Here is a 15599-nt window from a genome sequence, read left to right as displayed (position 1 = left end):
GATGCCTGCTTCCCCACGCGTGCTCATTGCCGACGACGAACCGGCACTGGCTGAAAACCTCGTCGCCGAACTGGCGGCGCTATGGCCCGAGGCCGCGTTGCTGCCGGCCGTGCACGACGGCCAATCCGTGCTCGACGTGATTGACGATGCGGCTGACGGGCAGGACCCCGATGTGGTCTTTCTCGATATCCGCATGCCGGGTTTGTCGGGCATTGATGTGGCGCGCGAGCTATCGCAGCGGGAAGTTCGTCCGCTGGTGGCGTTCGTTACCGCATATGACCAGTTCGCGCTCGACGCCTTCGAGCAAGCCGCGGTCGACTATGTGCTCAAGCCCGTGCAGACCGAGCGCTTGGCCGAGACCGTCAAGCGGCTGAAGGACCGCCTCGGCACGCGCCTGAGCGCCAACGCCAACGCGCCTGCCGTGACCGATCCCGCGCAGACGCTGGCGGAACTTGTCGAGCGCCTTGCCGGCCTGCAGGGCGCCGCGCAAACGCGTGCCACGCCGCAGGGCGGCTATCTGCGCTTCATCAAGGCGCTGGTCGGGCAGGAAGTGCGCTTCATCCCCGTGGATGACGTGATCTATCTGGAAGCGACCGACAAATACGTCAACGTGGTGGCAGGCAGCGGCGAATCGCTCATTCGCACCAGCCTGCGTGACTTGCTGACCCAGCTCGACCCGGAGCACTTCTGGCAGGTGCACCGCGGTACGGTGGTCAACGTGGCGCATGTATCGAGCGCCGTGCATCTGTCGCTGGGCCGCCTGGGGCTGAAGATACGCGGGCGCACCGAGACGCTGCCGGTTGCGCGGCAATACGCGCATTTGTTCCGGCAGATGTAGCCGCCGCAGCGGCGTGTTCCGCTATGATCCCTTGTGTCGTCAACGGATCGAGAGCGAGACTACCCGCCATGGAGACACCAGTCGCACGCCACGCCAGCAACGTTGCCGAGCCACGCCACGGCGGCCAGATTCTTGTTGATGCACTGCTGGCCCATGGCGTCGACATGGCCTTTGGCGTGCCCGGCGAGAGCTATCTCTCGGTGCTCGAAGGCTTCTACCAGCGCCGCGACCGCGCGCGCTTCATCGTTTGCCGGCAAGAGGGCGGCGCCGCCAACATGGCGGATGCCTACGGCAAGCTCACTGGGCGGCCTGGCATCGTCTTCTGCACACGCGGGCCGGGCGCCACCAACGCCAGCATTGGCGTACACACCGCGTTTCAGGACTCCACGCCGCTGATCCTGTTCATCGGGCAGGTCGGCCGTGACTTCGCCGACCGCGAAGCGTTTCAGGAAATCGACTACCGCCGCATGTTCGGCCAGATGGCCAAGTGGGTCGCGCAGATCGATAGCGTCGAGCGCATCCCCGAATACATCGCACGCGCGTTCCAGACCGCCACCGCAGGCCGCCCCGGCCCGGTGGTGCTGGCGCTGCCGGAAGACATGCTGACCGAGGTTGCCGCCGTGGCCGATGTGCCGCCCGAGGTGGCAACGAAAGCGCGCGCGATGGCGTGGCCCAGCCCGCACGACCTGGCCCGCCTGAAGACGCTGTTGCAGAACGCCGAGCGCCCGATGCTGCTGCTGGGCGGTTCCGGCTGGACGCCGCAAGCCGCCGCCCGCATGCAGGCCTTTGCCGAGCGGTGGAATCTGCCCGCAGGCTGCGTGTTCCGCCGGCAAGACCTGTTCGACAACCGCCACCCGAATTACGCCGGCGATGTCGGCATCGCCATCAACCCGAAGCTTGCCGCGCGCGTCAAAGATGCCGACTTGGTGCTCGCCATCGGCACACGGCTGGGCGAGATGACGACCTCGGGCTACACGCTCTTCGATGTGCCCCGCCCAAAGCAGACGCTCGTCCACGTGCATGCCGGAGCGGAAGAGTTGGGACGCGTCTACCAGGCGGATCTGATGATTCACGCGTCGATGCCCGCGATTGCCGAAGCGCTGGATGGTGTAACGCCCGACTCGCCCGACACCCCGCCGCGTTGGTCTGCCTGGACAGAAGCGGCCAACGCCGATTACCTCGCCAACATCGTGCCGCAGCCGTTTGGAGGCAAGGGCATCGACATGGCCCGCGCGATGCGATGGCTGCGCGAGCGTCTGCCGCAAAACAGCATCCTGACCAACGGCGCGGGCAACTACGCCACGTGGCTGCATCGGTTCTATCAATACGGCGCGCTGGCGGCAGGCTCGCGCACGCAATTGGCGCCGACCAGCGGGGCGATGGGCTATGGCGCGCCCGCCGCGGTGGCGGCCAAAATCGTCTGCCCCGACACGCCCGTCATCTGCATGGCCGGCGACGGTTGCTTCCTGATGAACGGCCAGGAGCTGGCGACCGCCATGCAGTACAACGCGCCGGTCATCTTTATCGTGATCAACAACGGCATGTACGGCACCATCCGCATGCACCAGGAACGCGAATACCCCGAGCACGTGAGCGGCACGGAGCTGCGCAACCCCGACTTCGCCGCATTGGCCAGAGCCTACGGCGCCGAAGGGCACACGGTGCGCTCGCTCGAAGGCTTCCAGTCGGCTGTGGAGTCGGCGCTTGTTGCAAGCGTTGCCTCCGTCATCGAGGTGCAGACCGATCCGAACATCATCAGCCCACGCGCGACGATCGATTCGTTGCGTGCACAGTCGCGCAGTTGAATCCGCTTTCGCTTTTCGTTTTTTGTTTTTGCTAACGCCAAACCATCCATTGCCATGACGATGATTCCCGTGACTGATTTGTGCGACATGCACGAAGACAAGCTGGTGTACGGCAGCCTGCGTGTGCTCACGCCGGTATTTCGCAGCTTTGGCAAGCGCGCTGCGTTTGCCGGCCCGGCTTCCACGCTCAAGGTCTTTGAAGACAACGGCCTGGTACGCGCCGCGCTGGAAGAGCAGGGGGCAGGCCGCGTGCTGGTGATCGACGGCGGCGGCTCGCTGCGCTGCGCGCTGGTGGGCGGCAACCTAGGCAAGCTGGCGGAAGAGAACGGTTGGGAAGGGATTTTGCTCAACGGCTGCGTGCGGGATACACGCGAGCTGGCCGAATGCAACGTCGGCATCCACGCATTGGCGGTGCATCCGCGCAAGAGCATCAAGAAGAACGCCGGGCAGCGCGAAGTGGGTGTGCAGATGCCGGGTGCTTACATCCAGTCCGGCGAATGGATCTATGCCGATGAAGACGGTGTGCTGGTTTCGCTGGACATGCTCGAATGACCCGCGCCAATGCCATCCATGTGTTCGTCTACGGCACGCTGCGCGCCGGTGAGGCGAATGATTTGCGGGTTGCCGCAGCCAAACGCGGCATTCCCGAACCGGAGTTGCTCGGTACCGCCACGTTGCACGGCCGCCTATACGACTTTGGTGCGTACCCCGGCCTCGTGCAGGACCCGACCGGCACCGCCGTGCGTGGCGATGTGTACCGCATCGACGCGGCGCTTGTTCCCGTGCTGGACGAGATCGAAGAGGTCTACCCCGGCGGCGATGCGCTGTTCCTGCGCGAGAGCCACGCCGTCATGCTGGGCAGCGAACCGGTCGACTGCATTGTCTATCCGGTCAGCCCGCAGCACATTGCCGGGCGGCCCGTCATCACAGGTGGAGATTGGGTGGCGCATCGCTTGTCTCGAGGCTGATTCCGATTTGGAGGGGGAGGGGCGCACGATATAATTCGCGCGCTGTTCTCTGAACAGCCGGGTGTAGCAGCCCGCCACAAGCTTTTTTCCCACGGCCCGGACGGCCGCCTCAGCGCGGCATTTTTTCGTCTGGAGCCTGCGCACGCCTATTGTTTTTATGGCGGGCCGGGTAGGGAGACCGCAAGGTCTGCCGGCCCCGTGGGAGTCGGTCTGCTACCCCTACTGTCGGGCCCGCCACCCCTCGCGTAGCAGCGAATTGGTTGGGCCTCCTTTTGATCCCACGGAGGCTCCATGTTGATGGTCTCAAGCGGGCATCGCCCCGCGTCTTACCCTTCGCCACCGTCCTGCATCTCCTGGCATCCGTCTTACGGAGGTGCACGTTGAGCGCGCTACGCCACTACCAATCGGGCGCTCTCGCAGCCAAGGATTTTCTCTGCCGTACGCACATCGACGCACGTGCCGGCCGGCCGTTTGTCGCCATGCGGCTGCGCTCGAAGATCGACGGCATCACGCACGCGCTGCCGCGCGAGTTTCGAGCCGGTTTCATCGATGCGATCTATCTGTTCGTAGCCGCAGCCCTCCAGGGCAAGGCCCCGGATCTCCTGCAGTGGGATGTCTTGGCGGAAGTAGAACGCACGTCTTGAGTTTCCACCCCATCACCATCCTGAACGCCGCATTTGCGGCGTTTTTTGTGGCCCTGCGATGTGACGGACAGATGCCCACGATTTTTCACAATGCGGAAAGGGGTTTTGGTCCGCAAAAATTCTGCATCGCACAGCACCATCACCTTCTTTCATGATAGAAAAAATCTTTCCGCATCATGAAACGGAGGCGCTAAGTCTTTGAAAAATATGATGTAAAAACTTCAATTCCTGCGCATGTTCTCCTTGTTGCGCTGCACCGGCCATTTCTACACTCTTATATAAGACATATGACATGAGCCACCCAGCAGCGCCCCAAGAAGGTGCCAGCGGCTCAAGGTGCAGAGTGAGTTACCCGGTTTTTATTTGATGGATGCGATCAAACAGGAGAGTGCGATGTCACGCGAACTCGAAGTGCAAAAGTTGCAGAAGGAATGGGATACCAACCCGCGTTGGAAGGGCATCAAGCGTGGTTACGCCGCTGAAGACGTCGTGCGCCTGCGCGGTTCGCTGCAGATCGAACACACGCTGGCCAAGCGTGGTGCCGAAAAGCTGTGGGACTTGATCAATAACGAGCCCTTCGTCAACGCGCTCGGCGCACTGACGGGCAACCAGGCCATGCAACAGGTCAAGGCCGGCCTGAAGGCGATCTATCTGTCGGGCTGGCAGGTCGCGGGCGATGCCAACAGCAACGGCGAGATGTATCCGGACCAATCGCTGTACTCGGTGGATTCGGTGCCCAAGGTGGTGAAGAAGATCAACAACACGTTCCAGCGCGCTGACCAGATTCAATGGTCCGAAGGCAAGGACGACATCGACTTCTTCGCCCCCATCGTGGCAGATGCTGAAGCCGGTTTTGGCGGCGTGCTGAACGCATTCGAACTGATGAAGGCCATGATCGAGGCCGGTGCCGCAGGCGTGCACTTTGAAGACCAGCTGGCTGCCGTGAAGAAGTGCGGCCACATGGGCGGCAAGGTTCTGGTGCCGACCCGTGAAGCCGTGAGCAAGCTCGTGGCCGCGCGTCTGGCCGCCGACGTGATGGGCGTGCCGACCGTGCTGATCGCCCGCACCGACGCAGAAGCCGCCGACCTGCTGACCACCGATGTCGACGAGAACGACAAGCCTTTCTGCACCGGCGAGCGCACCGTCGAAGGCTTTTACCGCACCAAGCCGGGTCTGCAGCAGGCCATCTCGCGCGGCCTGGCCTACGCAGAGGTGGCCGACCTCGTGTGGTGCGAAACCGGCAAGCCGGATCTGGAATACGCCAAGAAGTTTGCCGAAGCCATCCACGCCAAGTTCCCGGGCAAGATGCTGGCCTACAACTGCTCGCCGTCGTTCAACTGGAAGAAGAACCTGGACGACGTCACCATCGCCCGCTTCCAGAAGGAACTCGGCGCCATGGGCTACAAGTTCCAGTTCATCACGCTGGCCGGCTTCCATGCCCTGAACTACTCGATGTTCAACCTGGCCTACGGCTATGCCCGCAACCAGATGAGCGCATTCGTCGAGCTGCAGGAAGCCGAGTTCAAAGCAGCGGAAAAGGGGTTCACCGCTGTGAAGCACCAGCGCGAAGTCGGCACGGGTTACTTCGATGCCGTGACGCAGACCATCGAACGCGAGGCATCGACCACGGCGCTGAAGGGCTCGACGGAAGACGAACAATTCTTCGAAGAAACGGCGCAAGCCAAGAAGGTTGCCTGAGGTTGCCGACGCATCCGGCATCCAGGTACCTGCGCCGGCCGTGCTGACCACACGCCGGCCTCTCGAACCGCGCCTCTGCAACGGCGCGGTTTTTTTTCGTCTGGGCGATTGCGGCTTGGCGCGGCGTGTTGCGGGGTGGCTGATCAGGCGCGCTTGAAGATCGATTCGAGATCCAGCGCCGATGTGGGCGTCGCGTGCAGGTCGAGCGAGTGCTCGATGTGCTCCAGATGCTCGCGCATCAGGTCGTGCGCACGCGCGGCATCGCCAGTGGCAATCGCTTCGGTCAGGGTGTCGTGCTCGTGCTCGGGGCAGGCGGGCAGGCCCGGGCGGTCATAGAGCGTGATGATCAGGCACGTGCGCGAGACGGCTTCGCGCGTGAGCCGTTCCAGCACGTGGTTGCCGGCCATCTCGGCAATCAGGACGTGATATTCGCCCGACAGACGGATGGTGGCCGCTCGGTCGCCGCGTTCGCGTGCCGCGTGTTCTGCTGCGATGTGTTCGCGCAGGCGTTTGGCCTTGGCAGGCGTGCATGCACTTGCCAGCATGCCGGCCAACTCGGGTTCGATGATGCGGCGGGTCTGGAAAACGTCGCGCGCCTCTTTCACGGAAGGCTGCGCGACGAAAGCGCCCTTGTTGGGCACGAGGGTCACCAGATGCTCATGCGCCAACCGAGCCAGCACCTGGCGGATGCGCGGCCGGCCCGCGCCGGTGGCTTCACACAGCCGCTCTTCGACCAGCTTGGTGCCGGCCGGCAGTCGGTGCTCCATGATGGCCGTCAGCAGGCCCTGGTAGATCGGTTCGGCGGCCGGTTGGCCGTCGGCAGGTTCCCGTGCGGGTGCGGGCATGGCAGGTGGCAGTGCAGAAGAAGAAGAAGCGGAGTGGTGCATGGTAGCAAATGCGCCACTCCGCTTTGCACTACGCCAGTGCAAACGGAGCAAGCATTCCGGTATAGGGCTTCGGAAGCGGCCGGGCCCAATCGCCGCGCTTGCTGGTGGAAAGCCGCATGCCGACCAGCGCCTCGACCAGTTTCACCGCCGCAACCACGCCGTCGATGACAGGCACGCGCAGCTCGGTGCTCAGGTCTTCGCACAGGTCTGCCATACCGGCACACCCGAGCACGACGCAGTCGCTGCGGTCTTGTGCGAGCGCGCTGCGGCACGCTTCCAGGATGATTTGGCGGGCGTTGGAGCCGGGTTTCTCCAGGTCAAGCACGGGCAGGTCGCTTGCGTGGACGTTGCGGCACGCATGCCGCATGCCGTAGCGCTCGGCCAGGTGCCAAGCCATGCCGACGGTGCGTTCCAGCGTCGTCACCACGCTGAAGCTGTTGCCGATCAGGCTCGCCATGTGCATGGCGGCTTCAGCGATGCCGATCACGGGGCCGTGCGCCAGCTCGCGTGCAGCGTAGAGCCCCGGGTCGCCAAAGCAGGCGATGACGTAAGCGTCGGCGCCATCGCATTCGCCGTGGCGGATTTCCTCCAGGATGCCGGGCACCGAGAGGGCCTCGTCGTAGTGGCTCTCGATGGAAGCCGGGCCCATCTTCGGGCTCACTGCCGTGATGCGCGTGCCCGACGCGGCCGCCGCTTGTGCGCAGCGGCCAATGAGCGCGGTCATGCTCGCCGTGGTGTTGGGATTGATGATGCGGATGTCCATATTCCTGATGCGTGGATGACGCGGATTAGCGGGTGAGGGTGCCTTGCTTGCGGCTGAGCGCGGTGTAGAGCGCCAGCGCGATGCCCACGCCGATGAACCAGCTGTAGTTGGCCAGTGCGTGTAGCCGTTCGAAGACAACGCATGCCATCGGGATCAGCGCGGACGGGATCAGCGTCCAGACGGCAGCCGGGTTGTAGCCGTTGCGATACCAGTAGCGGCCCGTGGGGCGCAGCGTGTAGAGATCGTCCACATGCACCTGCTGGCGGTGCACGAAGTAGTAATCGGCGATCAGGATGCCGAACAGCGGACCGATGAACGCGCCCAGCACGTCGATCGTGTAGTGAATCACCTCGGGGTTGTTGTAGAGGTTCCAGGGCGTGATGAAGATCGACGCCACCGCCGCAATCATGCCGCCCGTGCGCCAGCTGATGTGCTGCGGCGCCACGTTGGAAAAGTCGAATGCCGGTGACACGAAGTTGGCCACGATGTTGATGCCAATGGTCGCGATCATGAACGTGAGCGCGCCCAGCACGACGGCTGTGATGTTGTCGATGCGCGCAACGACGGCGACCGGGTCGGAAATCATCTCGCCAAACACCGGCAGCGTGGCCGACGTGGTGATGACAGTCAGCAGCGCGAAGCCGAGGAAGTTGACCGGCAGCCCCCAGAAGTTGCCACGTTTGACCGAGGTGAAATCCTTGCCGTAGCGGGAGAAGTCACCGAAGTTCAGCATCGGGCCCGAGAAGTACGAGACCACCAGCGCGATCCCGCCCAGCACCACCGGCACGGCATCCCAGCCTTCGTACTTGAGGAAGGAAAGCGTCAGGTTGATGTTGTTCCAGCCCGCCTTGTGCACGAGCCATGCGGCCAGCGCAATCATCACCACGTACACCGCCGGGCCCGCCCAGTCGATGAACTTGCGGATCGATTCCATGCCGTGCCAGAACACGAACGCTTGCAGCACCCACAGCAGCATGAAGGCCGACCAACCGAGCGTCGACAGGCCGACAAAGCCGTGCTGCGTGGCGTCTGCATACGGCGCGAGTTGCGGCATGAACTTCAATGCCAGCACGAGGAACGCGCTGGATGCCAGATAGGTCTGGATGCCGTACCACGCCACCGCAATCAATCCGCGGATGATGGCTGGAATATTCGCGCCCAGCACCCCGAACGACGCGCGGCAGATCACCGGATACGGCGTGCCGGTCGCCTGGCTGGGTTTGGCGACGAGGTTGCAGAACACCTGCACGATCACGATGCCCACCAGCAGCGCAAACAGCACCTGCAGGCTCGACAGGCCCAGCGAGAACAGGCTCGCTGCCGTCAGGTATCCGCCCACGCTATGCACGTCGGACATCCAGAACGCGAAGATGTTGTACGTTCCCCAGGTCTGCTTGCGCAACGGGGCGAGATCTTCGTTGGTAAGCCGCGGGTCGTAGTGCGGCTTGAGGACGACGTTGGGATGCGCGTGTGGCGAATCAACCGCCTGCGCCGCCGAAGCGGTAGTGCTGGTCATGCTGTCTCCTTTGATTTTTTGCCGGTTTCAAGACCGTGCAGTCTTTGTGCGCAAAAATGTACACAAGATGTTTTTGTTTTGTGTACAAAGTTGTATGCGCCAGCAAGACAAGAGTCAAGGAGAAAAAAAGCCGCCTGAAAAGGCGGCTGGATATCGTGCGGGCAGAAGGGGATTTCAGCGATAGACGATCACCGGAATCTCCGTATGCGTGAGCACCTTCTGCGTTTCGCTGCCGAGCAGCAGCCCGGCCAACCCGCGCCGGCCGTGGGATGCCATGAAGATGACGTCGCAGCCATGGCGTTCGGCCGCGTCGATGATGCCCATGTAGGGCACGGCAAAGCAGCTCATGTCGGTGTCACAGCTGATGCCGGCGCTGACGGCGGCGTCTTCCACGTCCTTGAGCACCACGCGGGCCTGCGCTTCGACGCGCTCCTTGAACGCCTGCGGGGTCTCGACGACGATCTCGGAGAACGGCGTGTAGGGGTATTCCTCAAGGCAGGTGTAGGCCGTCAGGCGCGCGCCCAGCGTCTTGGCAAAGTCGAGCGCCCCTGCCACCGCCTTGCGCGATAGCTCGGAACCATCGGTCGGGATGAGGATGTGCTTGAACATGCGGCCTCCTGAGGCGGGATGCGGAAGACGTTCTTGTCTTGATTGTAGGCCGCGCGCGGTGTTTCACCCACTCGGGGTGATTGCTAATCGATCCCGATAACGGCGTCCGCCCGGCGCCAGTAGGCCGGGTTGCCATACGTGTTCTTGAGGAAATCGATAAACAGACGCACCCGCAGCGGCAGGTGCTTGCGCTGCGGAAACACCGCGTGGATGCCGATCGGTGGTGCTTCGAAGGCATCGAGCACTGTCACCAGCTTGCCCGTGGCAATGTCATGTCCGACCTCCCACCACGAGCGCCACGCCAGGCCATAGCCTTGCAAGCACCACTCGCGCAGCACGGCGCCATCGGTGCATTCCATCGTGCCGGACACCTTCACGGTGACGGCCTTGCCGCCTTGCTGGAAGACCCAGCCGCGCTGCACGTTGGCGCTGGCGCCGAAGGCCAGGCAGTTGTGCGTCGAAAGCTGCTCCACCTGGGTTGGAACGCCCCGGCGCTCCAGGTACGACGGCGCAGCCACCACCACGCGGCGGTTTTCCCACAGGCGGATCGACACGAGGCTCGAATCGGGCAGGTCGCCCAGGCGGATCGCGCAATCGAAGCCTTCGTTGACGAGGTCGACAACCCGGTCGCCCAGGTCCAGCGTCATCGAGACATCCGGGTGCGTTTCGATAAAGTCCGGCACCATCGGCGCGACGTGGCGGCGGCCAAAACCGGCGGGGGCGGTCACGCGCAGGTGCCCGCTGGCCTTCACGCCACCGGCCGAAACGCTGGCCTCTGCGTTGTGCAGATCATTGAGAACGCGCTGGCAATCCTCCAGGAACGCCGAACCCTCGAACGTGAGGGTGATGCGCCGCGTGGTGCGCACCAGGAGCTTGACGCCCAAGCGTTCTTCCAGCGCGTCGATGCGGCGCCCGATGATGGCAGGCGCCACGCCCTCAGCGGCGGCGGCGGCGGATAGGCTGCCGCGTGTTGCGACGGCGACAAAGGTTTCGAGCTGCTTGAAATGATCCATGCCTGATATATACCGTGGCAACCGGGGTCTGCGGGATTGTGACGAATATAAAGGTTATCACTCGTCATTCCATCAGTAAAAGTCAAAGATCAAGTGACCATTGCCGTCTTTGTGCGGTGCGTCAGCTTTTCTACAATGGCCCTCGTTGCGAAGGTCGGCAAGGCGTTCTGCGTAATGGAACGCGCAAGTGCGAGACCTTCGGGTCCGTGGAGCTTCTGATGAGTTCGATTCGCGCGGTGGTTTTCGATGCCTATGGCACGTTGTTCGACGTGTATTCCGTGGCCGCGCGCGCCGAGCAACTGTTTGCCGGCAAGGGCGAAGCGCTCTCGGTGCTCTGGCGCGACAAGCAGATCGATTACACGCGCATCCGCTCGCTGGCCGGCCCCTCGGGCGAGCACTACAAGCCGTTCTGGGATATCACCGTCGATGCGCTGCGCTATGCGGCGGCGCGCCTGGGCGTAGAGCTTTCCGCCCACGACGAAGCCACGCTGATGCGCGAATATGCGTGCCTGTCGGCGTTTCCGGAGAACGTGCCCGCGCTGCGCCGCCTGCGCGAGATGGGGCTCCCGCTCGGCATCCTCTCCAACGGCAACCCGCAGATGCTCGACATTGCCGTGAAGAGTGCCGGGATGTCCGGGCTGTTCGATCACGTGCTGTCGGTCGATGCGGTCAAGCTCTACAAGACCGCACCCCAAGCCTATGCGCTGGCACCACAAGCGTTTGGTGTGCCTGCGGAACAGATTCTGTTTGTGTCGTCCAATGGCTGGGATGCCTGCGGCGCGACCTGGTACGGCTTCACAACGTTCTGGATCAACCGCCTGGGGCATCCGCCCGAGGCACTCGACGTGGCGCCCACCGCGGCCGGCCACGACATGCGCGATCTGCTGCAGTTCGTGCAAGCAACACAAGCGACATAAGGCATTGCATTCAATCGGCCCAGCCATAGGGCCAAAGTCAGACCAAAACGCGTTCAACCCTCACATCAATTCTCTGGAGAACACCATGGCGCTCACGCTGCCCCAAGGCATGGAGATCAAGGCTGAGATTCTGCCGGCCTACGAAGACATTCTGACCCCCGAAGCACTGGCGCTGGTTGCCAAGCTGCACCGTGCCTTCCAGCCGCGTCGCAAAGAGCTGCTGGCGGCCCGTGTTGAGCGCGCCAAGCGCCTTGACGCTGGCGAGCGCCCGGATTTCCTGGCTGAAACGAAGGCTGTGCGTGAAGGCGACTGGAAGGTTGCTCCGATTCCGCCGGCACTGCACTGCCGCCGTGTGGAAATCACCGGCCCCGTCGATGCCAAGATGGTCATCAACGCGTTCAACTCGGGCGCGGACAGCTACATGACCGACTTCGAAGATTCGAACTCGCCGAGCTGGCACAACCAGATCCAGGGCCAGGTCAACCTGAAGGCCGCCATTCGCCGCACGCTCACGCTGGAGCAGAACGGCAAAACCTACAAGCTCAACGACAAGATCGCCACGCTGCAAGTGCGCCCGCGCGGCTGGCACCTGGACGAGAAGCACGTGCTGATCGACGGTGAACGCGTTTCCGGCGGCATCTTCGACTTTGCGCTATTCCTGTTCCATAACGCCAAGGAGCAAATCGCTCGTGGCGCCGGCCCGTTCTTCTACCTGCCGAAGATGGAAAGCCACCTGGAAGCGCGCCTGTGGAACGACATCTTCGTGATGGCGCAGAACGAGATCGGCCTGCCGCAAGGCACGATCAAGGCCACCGTGCTGATCGAAACCATCCTCGCTGCATTCGAGATGGAAGAAATCCTGTACGAACTGCGTGAGCACAGCGCAGGCCTGAACGCCGGCCGCTGGGACTACATCTTCTCGTGCATCAAGAAGTTCAAGGTCGACAAGAACTTCTGCCTGGCTGACCGCGCCAAGGTGACGATGACCTCGCCGTTCATGCGCGCCTACGCGCTGCTGCTGCTCAAGACCTGCCACAAGCGTGGTGCGCCCGCCATCGGTGGCATGAGCGCGCTGATCCCGATCAAGAACGATCCGGAGAAGAACGCCATCGCCATGGCTGGCATCATCGGCGACAAGAAGCGCGACGCGACCGACGGCTACGACGGCGGCTGGGTGGCTCACCCGGGCCTGGTCGAGCCGGCCATGAAGGAATTCGTGGCAGTGCTGGGCGACAAGCTCAACCAGTTCGAGAAGCAACGCCCGGACGTGGAAGTGAAGGCGGCTGACCTGCTGGACTTCCAGCCGGAAACGCCGATCACCGAAGCCGGCCTGCGCATGAACATCAACGTTGGCATCCACTACCTGGGTGCGTGGCTGGCCGGCAACGGTTGCGTGCCGATCCACAACCTGATGGAAGATGCCGCCACGGCCGAGATCTCGCGCTCGCAGGTGTGGCAGTGGATCCGCTCGCCCAAGGGCAAGCTGGAAGACGGCACCAAGGTCACGGCTGAGCTGGTGCGCAAGCTGATCCCGGAAGAATTGGCCAAGGTGAAGGAGACGGGCGCGGTGGGCCACTTTGACCGTGCTGCAGAAATCTTCGAACAGATGTCGACGTCGGAAGACTTTGCGGAATTCCTGACGCTGCCGCTGTACGAAGAAATCTAAAACCTGCCCACGATCCTACTGCGCGCCCCGATCTTGGCCCTGTGATGCTCGCCGTACCCGTGTACGGCTGCGCTTCTCGAGCCAACCTCGGACCGCTCGCTACGGATCGTGAACAGGTTTAAGCGACGCTGAAGGCGCGCAGAGGAAAACGCCGGCTGGGGCAACCCGCCGGCGTTTTTTCATTTGGCGCAAGGCTGGCGAAGCCGCGCGATAATGTCACGAAAACTTGCGGAGGCCGCTTTGCGCTTTGAACACCTGGTGGAAGTCAACGATCCACTGAACCCCCTCATCGACACGCTGACCCTGAACCAGATCTGGCAAGGCCTGGTGCTGCGCGTGCGGGAGCAAACCGAATTTGTCGAAAGCCTGGACGAATGCATCATCACCGCTGAGGGTGACGGCTGGGTCGAGCGCGAACTGGTCTTCGGCAAGGCGCGCATCCAGGATCGCGTGACGCTCGAGCCGCACAAGCGCGTGACTTACACCACCGCAGCCACCGGCGAACACGCCGGCGGATCGCTGACCATGACGATCGAGAGCAACGAGGTCAACGCCGCGTTCATCCGCTTCGTCTACGACACCACGTTGCCCAACGCCGACGAAACCGGCGACACGCGCTATGCCGAGATCGTCAAATCCGCCTATCGCGAATCCGACATCGACACCGTGCGCCGCATCCGCGAGATCGCCGCCACCGGCCGCCTCGGCTGACGTGTCCCGCCTGGCCGGCGCTGGAGGAGGCGCCGGCCAGGTTTTCGCTCCCCTGGTCGTCTCACACATCACTACAACGAGACCATGACGACATTCACGCCCACCCTGGAGGCCCTGCGCGCGCGTTACGGCGAGCGCTTCAAGTGGCTCGTGCTCTTTACGCTGATGGTCGGGGCGGTGTCGTCCGTCATCTCGGCCACCATCGTCAACGTGGCGATTCCCGATCTGAGCCGGCACTTTGTGCTCGGGCAGGAACGCGCGCAATGGGTGTCGGCCAGCTTCATGGTGGCGATGACCTTATCGATGCTGCTGACGCCCTGGCTGCTGCTGCGTTTCGGGCTGCGGCGCACGTTCATCGGCGCGTTGCTGCTGCTGGGCGTGGGCGGGCTGGCTGGCGGCCTGTCGCCCAATTACGAAGTGATGATCGCCATGCGGGTCGTGGAGGGCATTGCGGCCGGCATCATGCAGCCGCTGCCCAACATCCTGATCCTGCGCGTGTTTCCCGAACGAGAGCAGGGCAAGGCTTTCGGCCTGTTCGGTTTTGGCGTCGTGCTGGCGCCGGCCGTGGGCCCGAGCGTGGGTGGCTTCCTGGTGGAGCTGTTCGGCTGGCGCTCGATCTTCTTCGTGGTGATGCCGTTCACGCTGATTGGGTGGGCAATGGCGCGGCGCTTCATGGCCGTCAACTCGTCGATGGCGGGCGAGCCCAAACCGCTTGATTGGCGCGGCCTGCTGCTCATCGGCGGCGCGACGGTCACGCTGCTTAACGGGCTGGTCGCGCTGCACAGCGACGCGACGCACGGCATCGTGCTGATGCTCGTATCAGCCGTGTGTGTCGCGGGCTTCGTATTCTGGCAGCAGCGGGTGGAGTCGCCCTTGCTGAACCTGCGCCTCTTCAGCTACCGACAGTTTGCGATGGGGGCCGTGGTGGCCTTCATTTACGGGGCAGGGCTGTACGGTTCGACGTATCTGGTGCCCGTGTATATGCAGGTGGCGCTGGCCTATGCGCCGTCGCGCGCGGGGCTCGTGCTCTTGCCCGCAGGGCTGGTGCTGGCCGTGACGATCATGCTTGCGGGGCGGCTGACCAATCGCATCGAGCCGTTCCGGCTGGTCTCGTTCGGTCTGGCAGCGCTGGCGCTTTCATTCTTCCTGATGGCAACGAACACGCGTGCCACCAGCTACCTGCTGTTGATTGCCATTGCCATCGTCGGGCGGATCGGGCTCGGTTTTGTGCTGCCGTCGCTGAGTCTGGGCGCCATGCGCGGTGTCGATTTCACCTTGATCCCGCAAGGCTCCAGCGCCGTCAATTTCCTGCGTCAACTGGGTGGGGCGATCGGTGTGTCGGCTACAGGCATTTTTCTGCAATGGCGGCTCGCCACACGCGGTATCGAAACCGTGCATGGCGCCGCGGTCGACCCCGAGGCACGCATCCTGGCCTTCGACGAGACGTTCATCTTTCTCGGCACGCTGTGTGCATTGGCCGTGCTGGCAGCGTGGCGCATGCGCCGCCGAGAGCTGCCGTCCGCCATTCCTGCAGCGCAATAAAAAAACCGGGCGCAAGGCCCGG

15 protein-coding genes are annotated in these 15599 nt (G+C 63.3%); 10 read left to right on the top strand and 5 right to left on the bottom strand.

All coding sequences use genetic code 11. The annotated features are described in order from the left end of the window. Position 1 precedes the first annotated feature (1 nt). The 6 genes from DOD19_RS08040 (at position 2) to aceA (ending at position 5953) form a co-directional block, all read left to right on the top strand. Positions 2 to 838 (top strand): LytTR family DNA-binding domain-containing protein, encoded by an 837-nt coding sequence (locus DOD19_RS08040; RefSeq protein WP_112185041.1) that lies wholly within the window; start codon positions 2 to 4, stop codon positions 836 to 838. A 68-nt stretch (positions 839 to 906) separates the two neighbouring features. Next, positions 907 to 2643 carry a thiamine pyrophosphate-binding protein gene (locus DOD19_RS08035; protein ID WP_112185039.1) on the top strand — a complete coding sequence of 579 codons (1737 nt, stop codon included), beginning with the start codon at positions 907 to 909 and terminating at the stop codon, positions 2641 to 2643. Positions 2644 to 2697: 54 nt separating this feature from the next. Then, a complete protein-coding gene (gene rraA, locus DOD19_RS08030; protein ID WP_024975846.1) occupies positions 2698 to 3195 on the top strand; it encodes a ribonuclease E activity regulator RraA in 498 nt (165 codons plus the stop codon). Beyond that, the gene (locus DOD19_RS08025; protein WP_112185037.1) at positions 3192 to 3611 is read left to right on the top strand and encodes a gamma-glutamylcyclotransferase; all 420 of its coding nucleotides are present in this window, start codon (positions 3192 to 3194) and stop codon (positions 3609 to 3611) included. The genes rraA and DOD19_RS08025 overlap by 4 nt, the downstream gene beginning before the upstream one ends. A 380-nt stretch (positions 3612 to 3991) precedes the next feature. Continuing rightward, positions 3992 to 4255, top strand: a complete 264-nt coding sequence (locus DOD19_RS08020) for a hypothetical protein (RefSeq protein ID WP_112185035.1) — start codon at positions 3992 to 3994, stop codon at positions 4253 to 4255. Between the two features lie 393 nt (positions 4256 to 4648). Next, the gene (gene aceA / locus DOD19_RS08015) at positions 4649 to 5953 is read left to right on the top strand and encodes an isocitrate lyase (RefSeq protein ID WP_112185977.1); all 1305 of its coding nucleotides are present in this window, start codon (positions 4649 to 4651) and stop codon (positions 5951 to 5953) included. A gap of 143 nt (positions 5954 to 6096) precedes the next feature. Here the strand turns inward: aceA and DOD19_RS08010 are convergent, their stop codons facing one another. The 5 genes from DOD19_RS08010 to DOD19_RS07990 all read right to left on the bottom strand — a co-directional run bounded on the left by DOD19_RS08010 (position 6097) and on the right by DOD19_RS07990 (position 10741). Further along, complete coding sequence (locus DOD19_RS08010) at positions 6097 to 6840, bottom strand: GntR family transcriptional regulator (protein ID WP_239497979.1); 744 nt, start codon at positions 6838 to 6840, stop codon at positions 6097 to 6099. Positions 6841 to 6868: 28 nt separating this feature from the next. Next, entirely contained in the window at positions 6869 to 7603 is a 735-nt protein-coding gene (locus DOD19_RS08005) for an aspartate/glutamate racemase family protein (protein WP_112185031.1), read from the bottom strand. A 25-nt stretch (positions 7604 to 7628) separates the two neighbouring features. Continuing rightward, positions 7629 to 9119, bottom strand: coding sequence for an NCS1 family nucleobase:cation symporter-1 (locus DOD19_RS08000; RefSeq protein ID WP_112185029.1), 1491 nt, complete (start codon positions 9117 to 9119; stop codon positions 7629 to 7631). Between the two features lie 174 nt (positions 9120 to 9293). After that, positions 9294 to 9728 (bottom strand): universal stress protein, encoded by a 435-nt coding sequence (locus tag DOD19_RS07995; RefSeq protein ID WP_024975839.1) that lies wholly within the window; start codon positions 9726 to 9728, stop codon positions 9294 to 9296. An 83-nt stretch (positions 9729 to 9811) separates the two neighbouring features. Beyond that, complete coding sequence (locus DOD19_RS07990; protein ID WP_112185027.1) at positions 9812 to 10741, bottom strand: LysR family transcriptional regulator; 930 nt, start codon at positions 10739 to 10741, stop codon at positions 9812 to 9814. A 218-nt stretch (positions 10742 to 10959) separates the two neighbouring features. On the opposite strand from DOD19_RS07990, the gene DOD19_RS07985 reads away from it, so the two are divergent. The 4 genes from DOD19_RS07985 to DOD19_RS07970 all read left to right on the top strand — a co-directional run bounded on the left by DOD19_RS07985 (position 10960) and on the right by DOD19_RS07970 (position 15577). Then, positions 10960 to 11658 (top strand): haloacid dehalogenase type II, encoded by a 699-nt coding sequence (locus DOD19_RS07985; RefSeq protein WP_012761859.1) that lies wholly within the window; start codon positions 10960 to 10962, stop codon positions 11656 to 11658. An 85-nt stretch (positions 11659 to 11743) separates the two neighbouring features. Next, complete coding sequence (gene aceB / locus DOD19_RS07980) at positions 11744 to 13324, top strand: malate synthase A (RefSeq protein ID WP_045204146.1); 1581 nt, start codon at positions 11744 to 11746, stop codon at positions 13322 to 13324. Between the two features lie 240 nt (positions 13325 to 13564). Continuing rightward, positions 13565 to 14035 carry an SRPBCC family protein gene (locus DOD19_RS07975; RefSeq protein WP_024975835.1) on the top strand — a complete coding sequence of 157 codons (471 nt, stop codon included), beginning with the start codon at positions 13565 to 13567 and terminating at the stop codon, positions 14033 to 14035. An 84-nt stretch (positions 14036 to 14119) separates the two neighbouring features. Beyond that, positions 14120 to 15577, top strand: coding sequence for a DHA2 family efflux MFS transporter permease subunit (locus tag DOD19_RS07970; protein ID WP_024975834.1), 1458 nt, complete (start codon positions 14120 to 14122; stop codon positions 15575 to 15577). Positions 15578 to 15599 lie beyond the last annotated feature (22 nt).

The organism is Ralstonia sp. GX3-BWBA (assembly GCF_003290055.1).
GTDB lineage: Bacteria > Pseudomonadota > Gammaproteobacteria > Burkholderiales > Burkholderiaceae > Ralstonia > Ralstonia holmesii.
The sequence above is the reverse complement of the archived record's forward strand: the minus strand, read 5'-3'. Positions and strand labels throughout refer to the sequence as shown.

What these genes read in the sequence shown, in the direction of transcription:
- DOD19_RS08040 (WP_112185041.1), top strand. Translation starts at nt 2, where the DNA reads ATGCCTGCTTCCCCACGCGTGCTCATTGCCGACGACGAACCGGCACTG.
- DOD19_RS08035 (WP_112185039.1), top strand. Translation starts at nt 907, where the DNA reads ATGGAGACACCAGTCGCACGCCACGCCAGCAACGTTGCCGAGCCACGC.
- rraA (WP_024975846.1), top strand. Translation starts at nt 2,698, where the DNA reads ATGACGATGATTCCCGTGACTGATTTGTGCGACATGCACGAAGACAAG.
- DOD19_RS08025 (WP_112185037.1), top strand. Translation starts at nt 3,192, where the DNA reads ATGACCCGCGCCAATGCCATCCATGTGTTCGTCTACGGCACGCTGCGC.
- aceA (WP_112185977.1), top strand. Translation starts at nt 4,649, where the DNA reads ATGTCACGCGAACTCGAAGTGCAAAAGTTGCAGAAGGAATGGGATACC.
- DOD19_RS08010 (WP_239497979.1), bottom strand. Translation starts at nt 6,840, where the DNA reads ATGCACCACTCCGCTTCTTCTTCTTCTGCACTGCCACCTGCCATGCCC.
- DOD19_RS08005 (WP_112185031.1), bottom strand. Translation starts at nt 7,603, where the DNA reads ATGGACATCCGCATCATCAATCCCAACACCACGGCGAGCATGACCGCG.
- DOD19_RS08000 (WP_112185029.1), bottom strand. Translation starts at nt 9,119, where the DNA reads ATGACCAGCACTACCGCTTCGGCGGCGCAGGCGGTTGATTCGCCACAC.
- DOD19_RS07995 (WP_024975839.1), bottom strand. Translation starts at nt 9,728, where the DNA reads ATGTTCAAGCACATCCTCATCCCGACCGATGGTTCCGAGCTATCGCGC.
- DOD19_RS07990 (WP_112185027.1), bottom strand. Translation starts at nt 10,741, where the DNA reads ATGGATCATTTCAAGCAGCTCGAAACCTTTGTCGCCGTCGCAACACGC.
- DOD19_RS07985 (WP_012761859.1), top strand. Translation starts at nt 10,960, where the DNA reads ATGAGTTCGATTCGCGCGGTGGTTTTCGATGCCTATGGCACGTTGTTC.
- aceB (WP_045204146.1), top strand. Translation starts at nt 11,744, where the DNA reads ATGGCGCTCACGCTGCCCCAAGGCATGGAGATCAAGGCTGAGATTCTG.
- DOD19_RS07970 (WP_024975834.1), top strand. Translation starts at nt 14,120, where the DNA reads ATGACGACATTCACGCCCACCCTGGAGGCCCTGCGCGCGCGTTACGGC.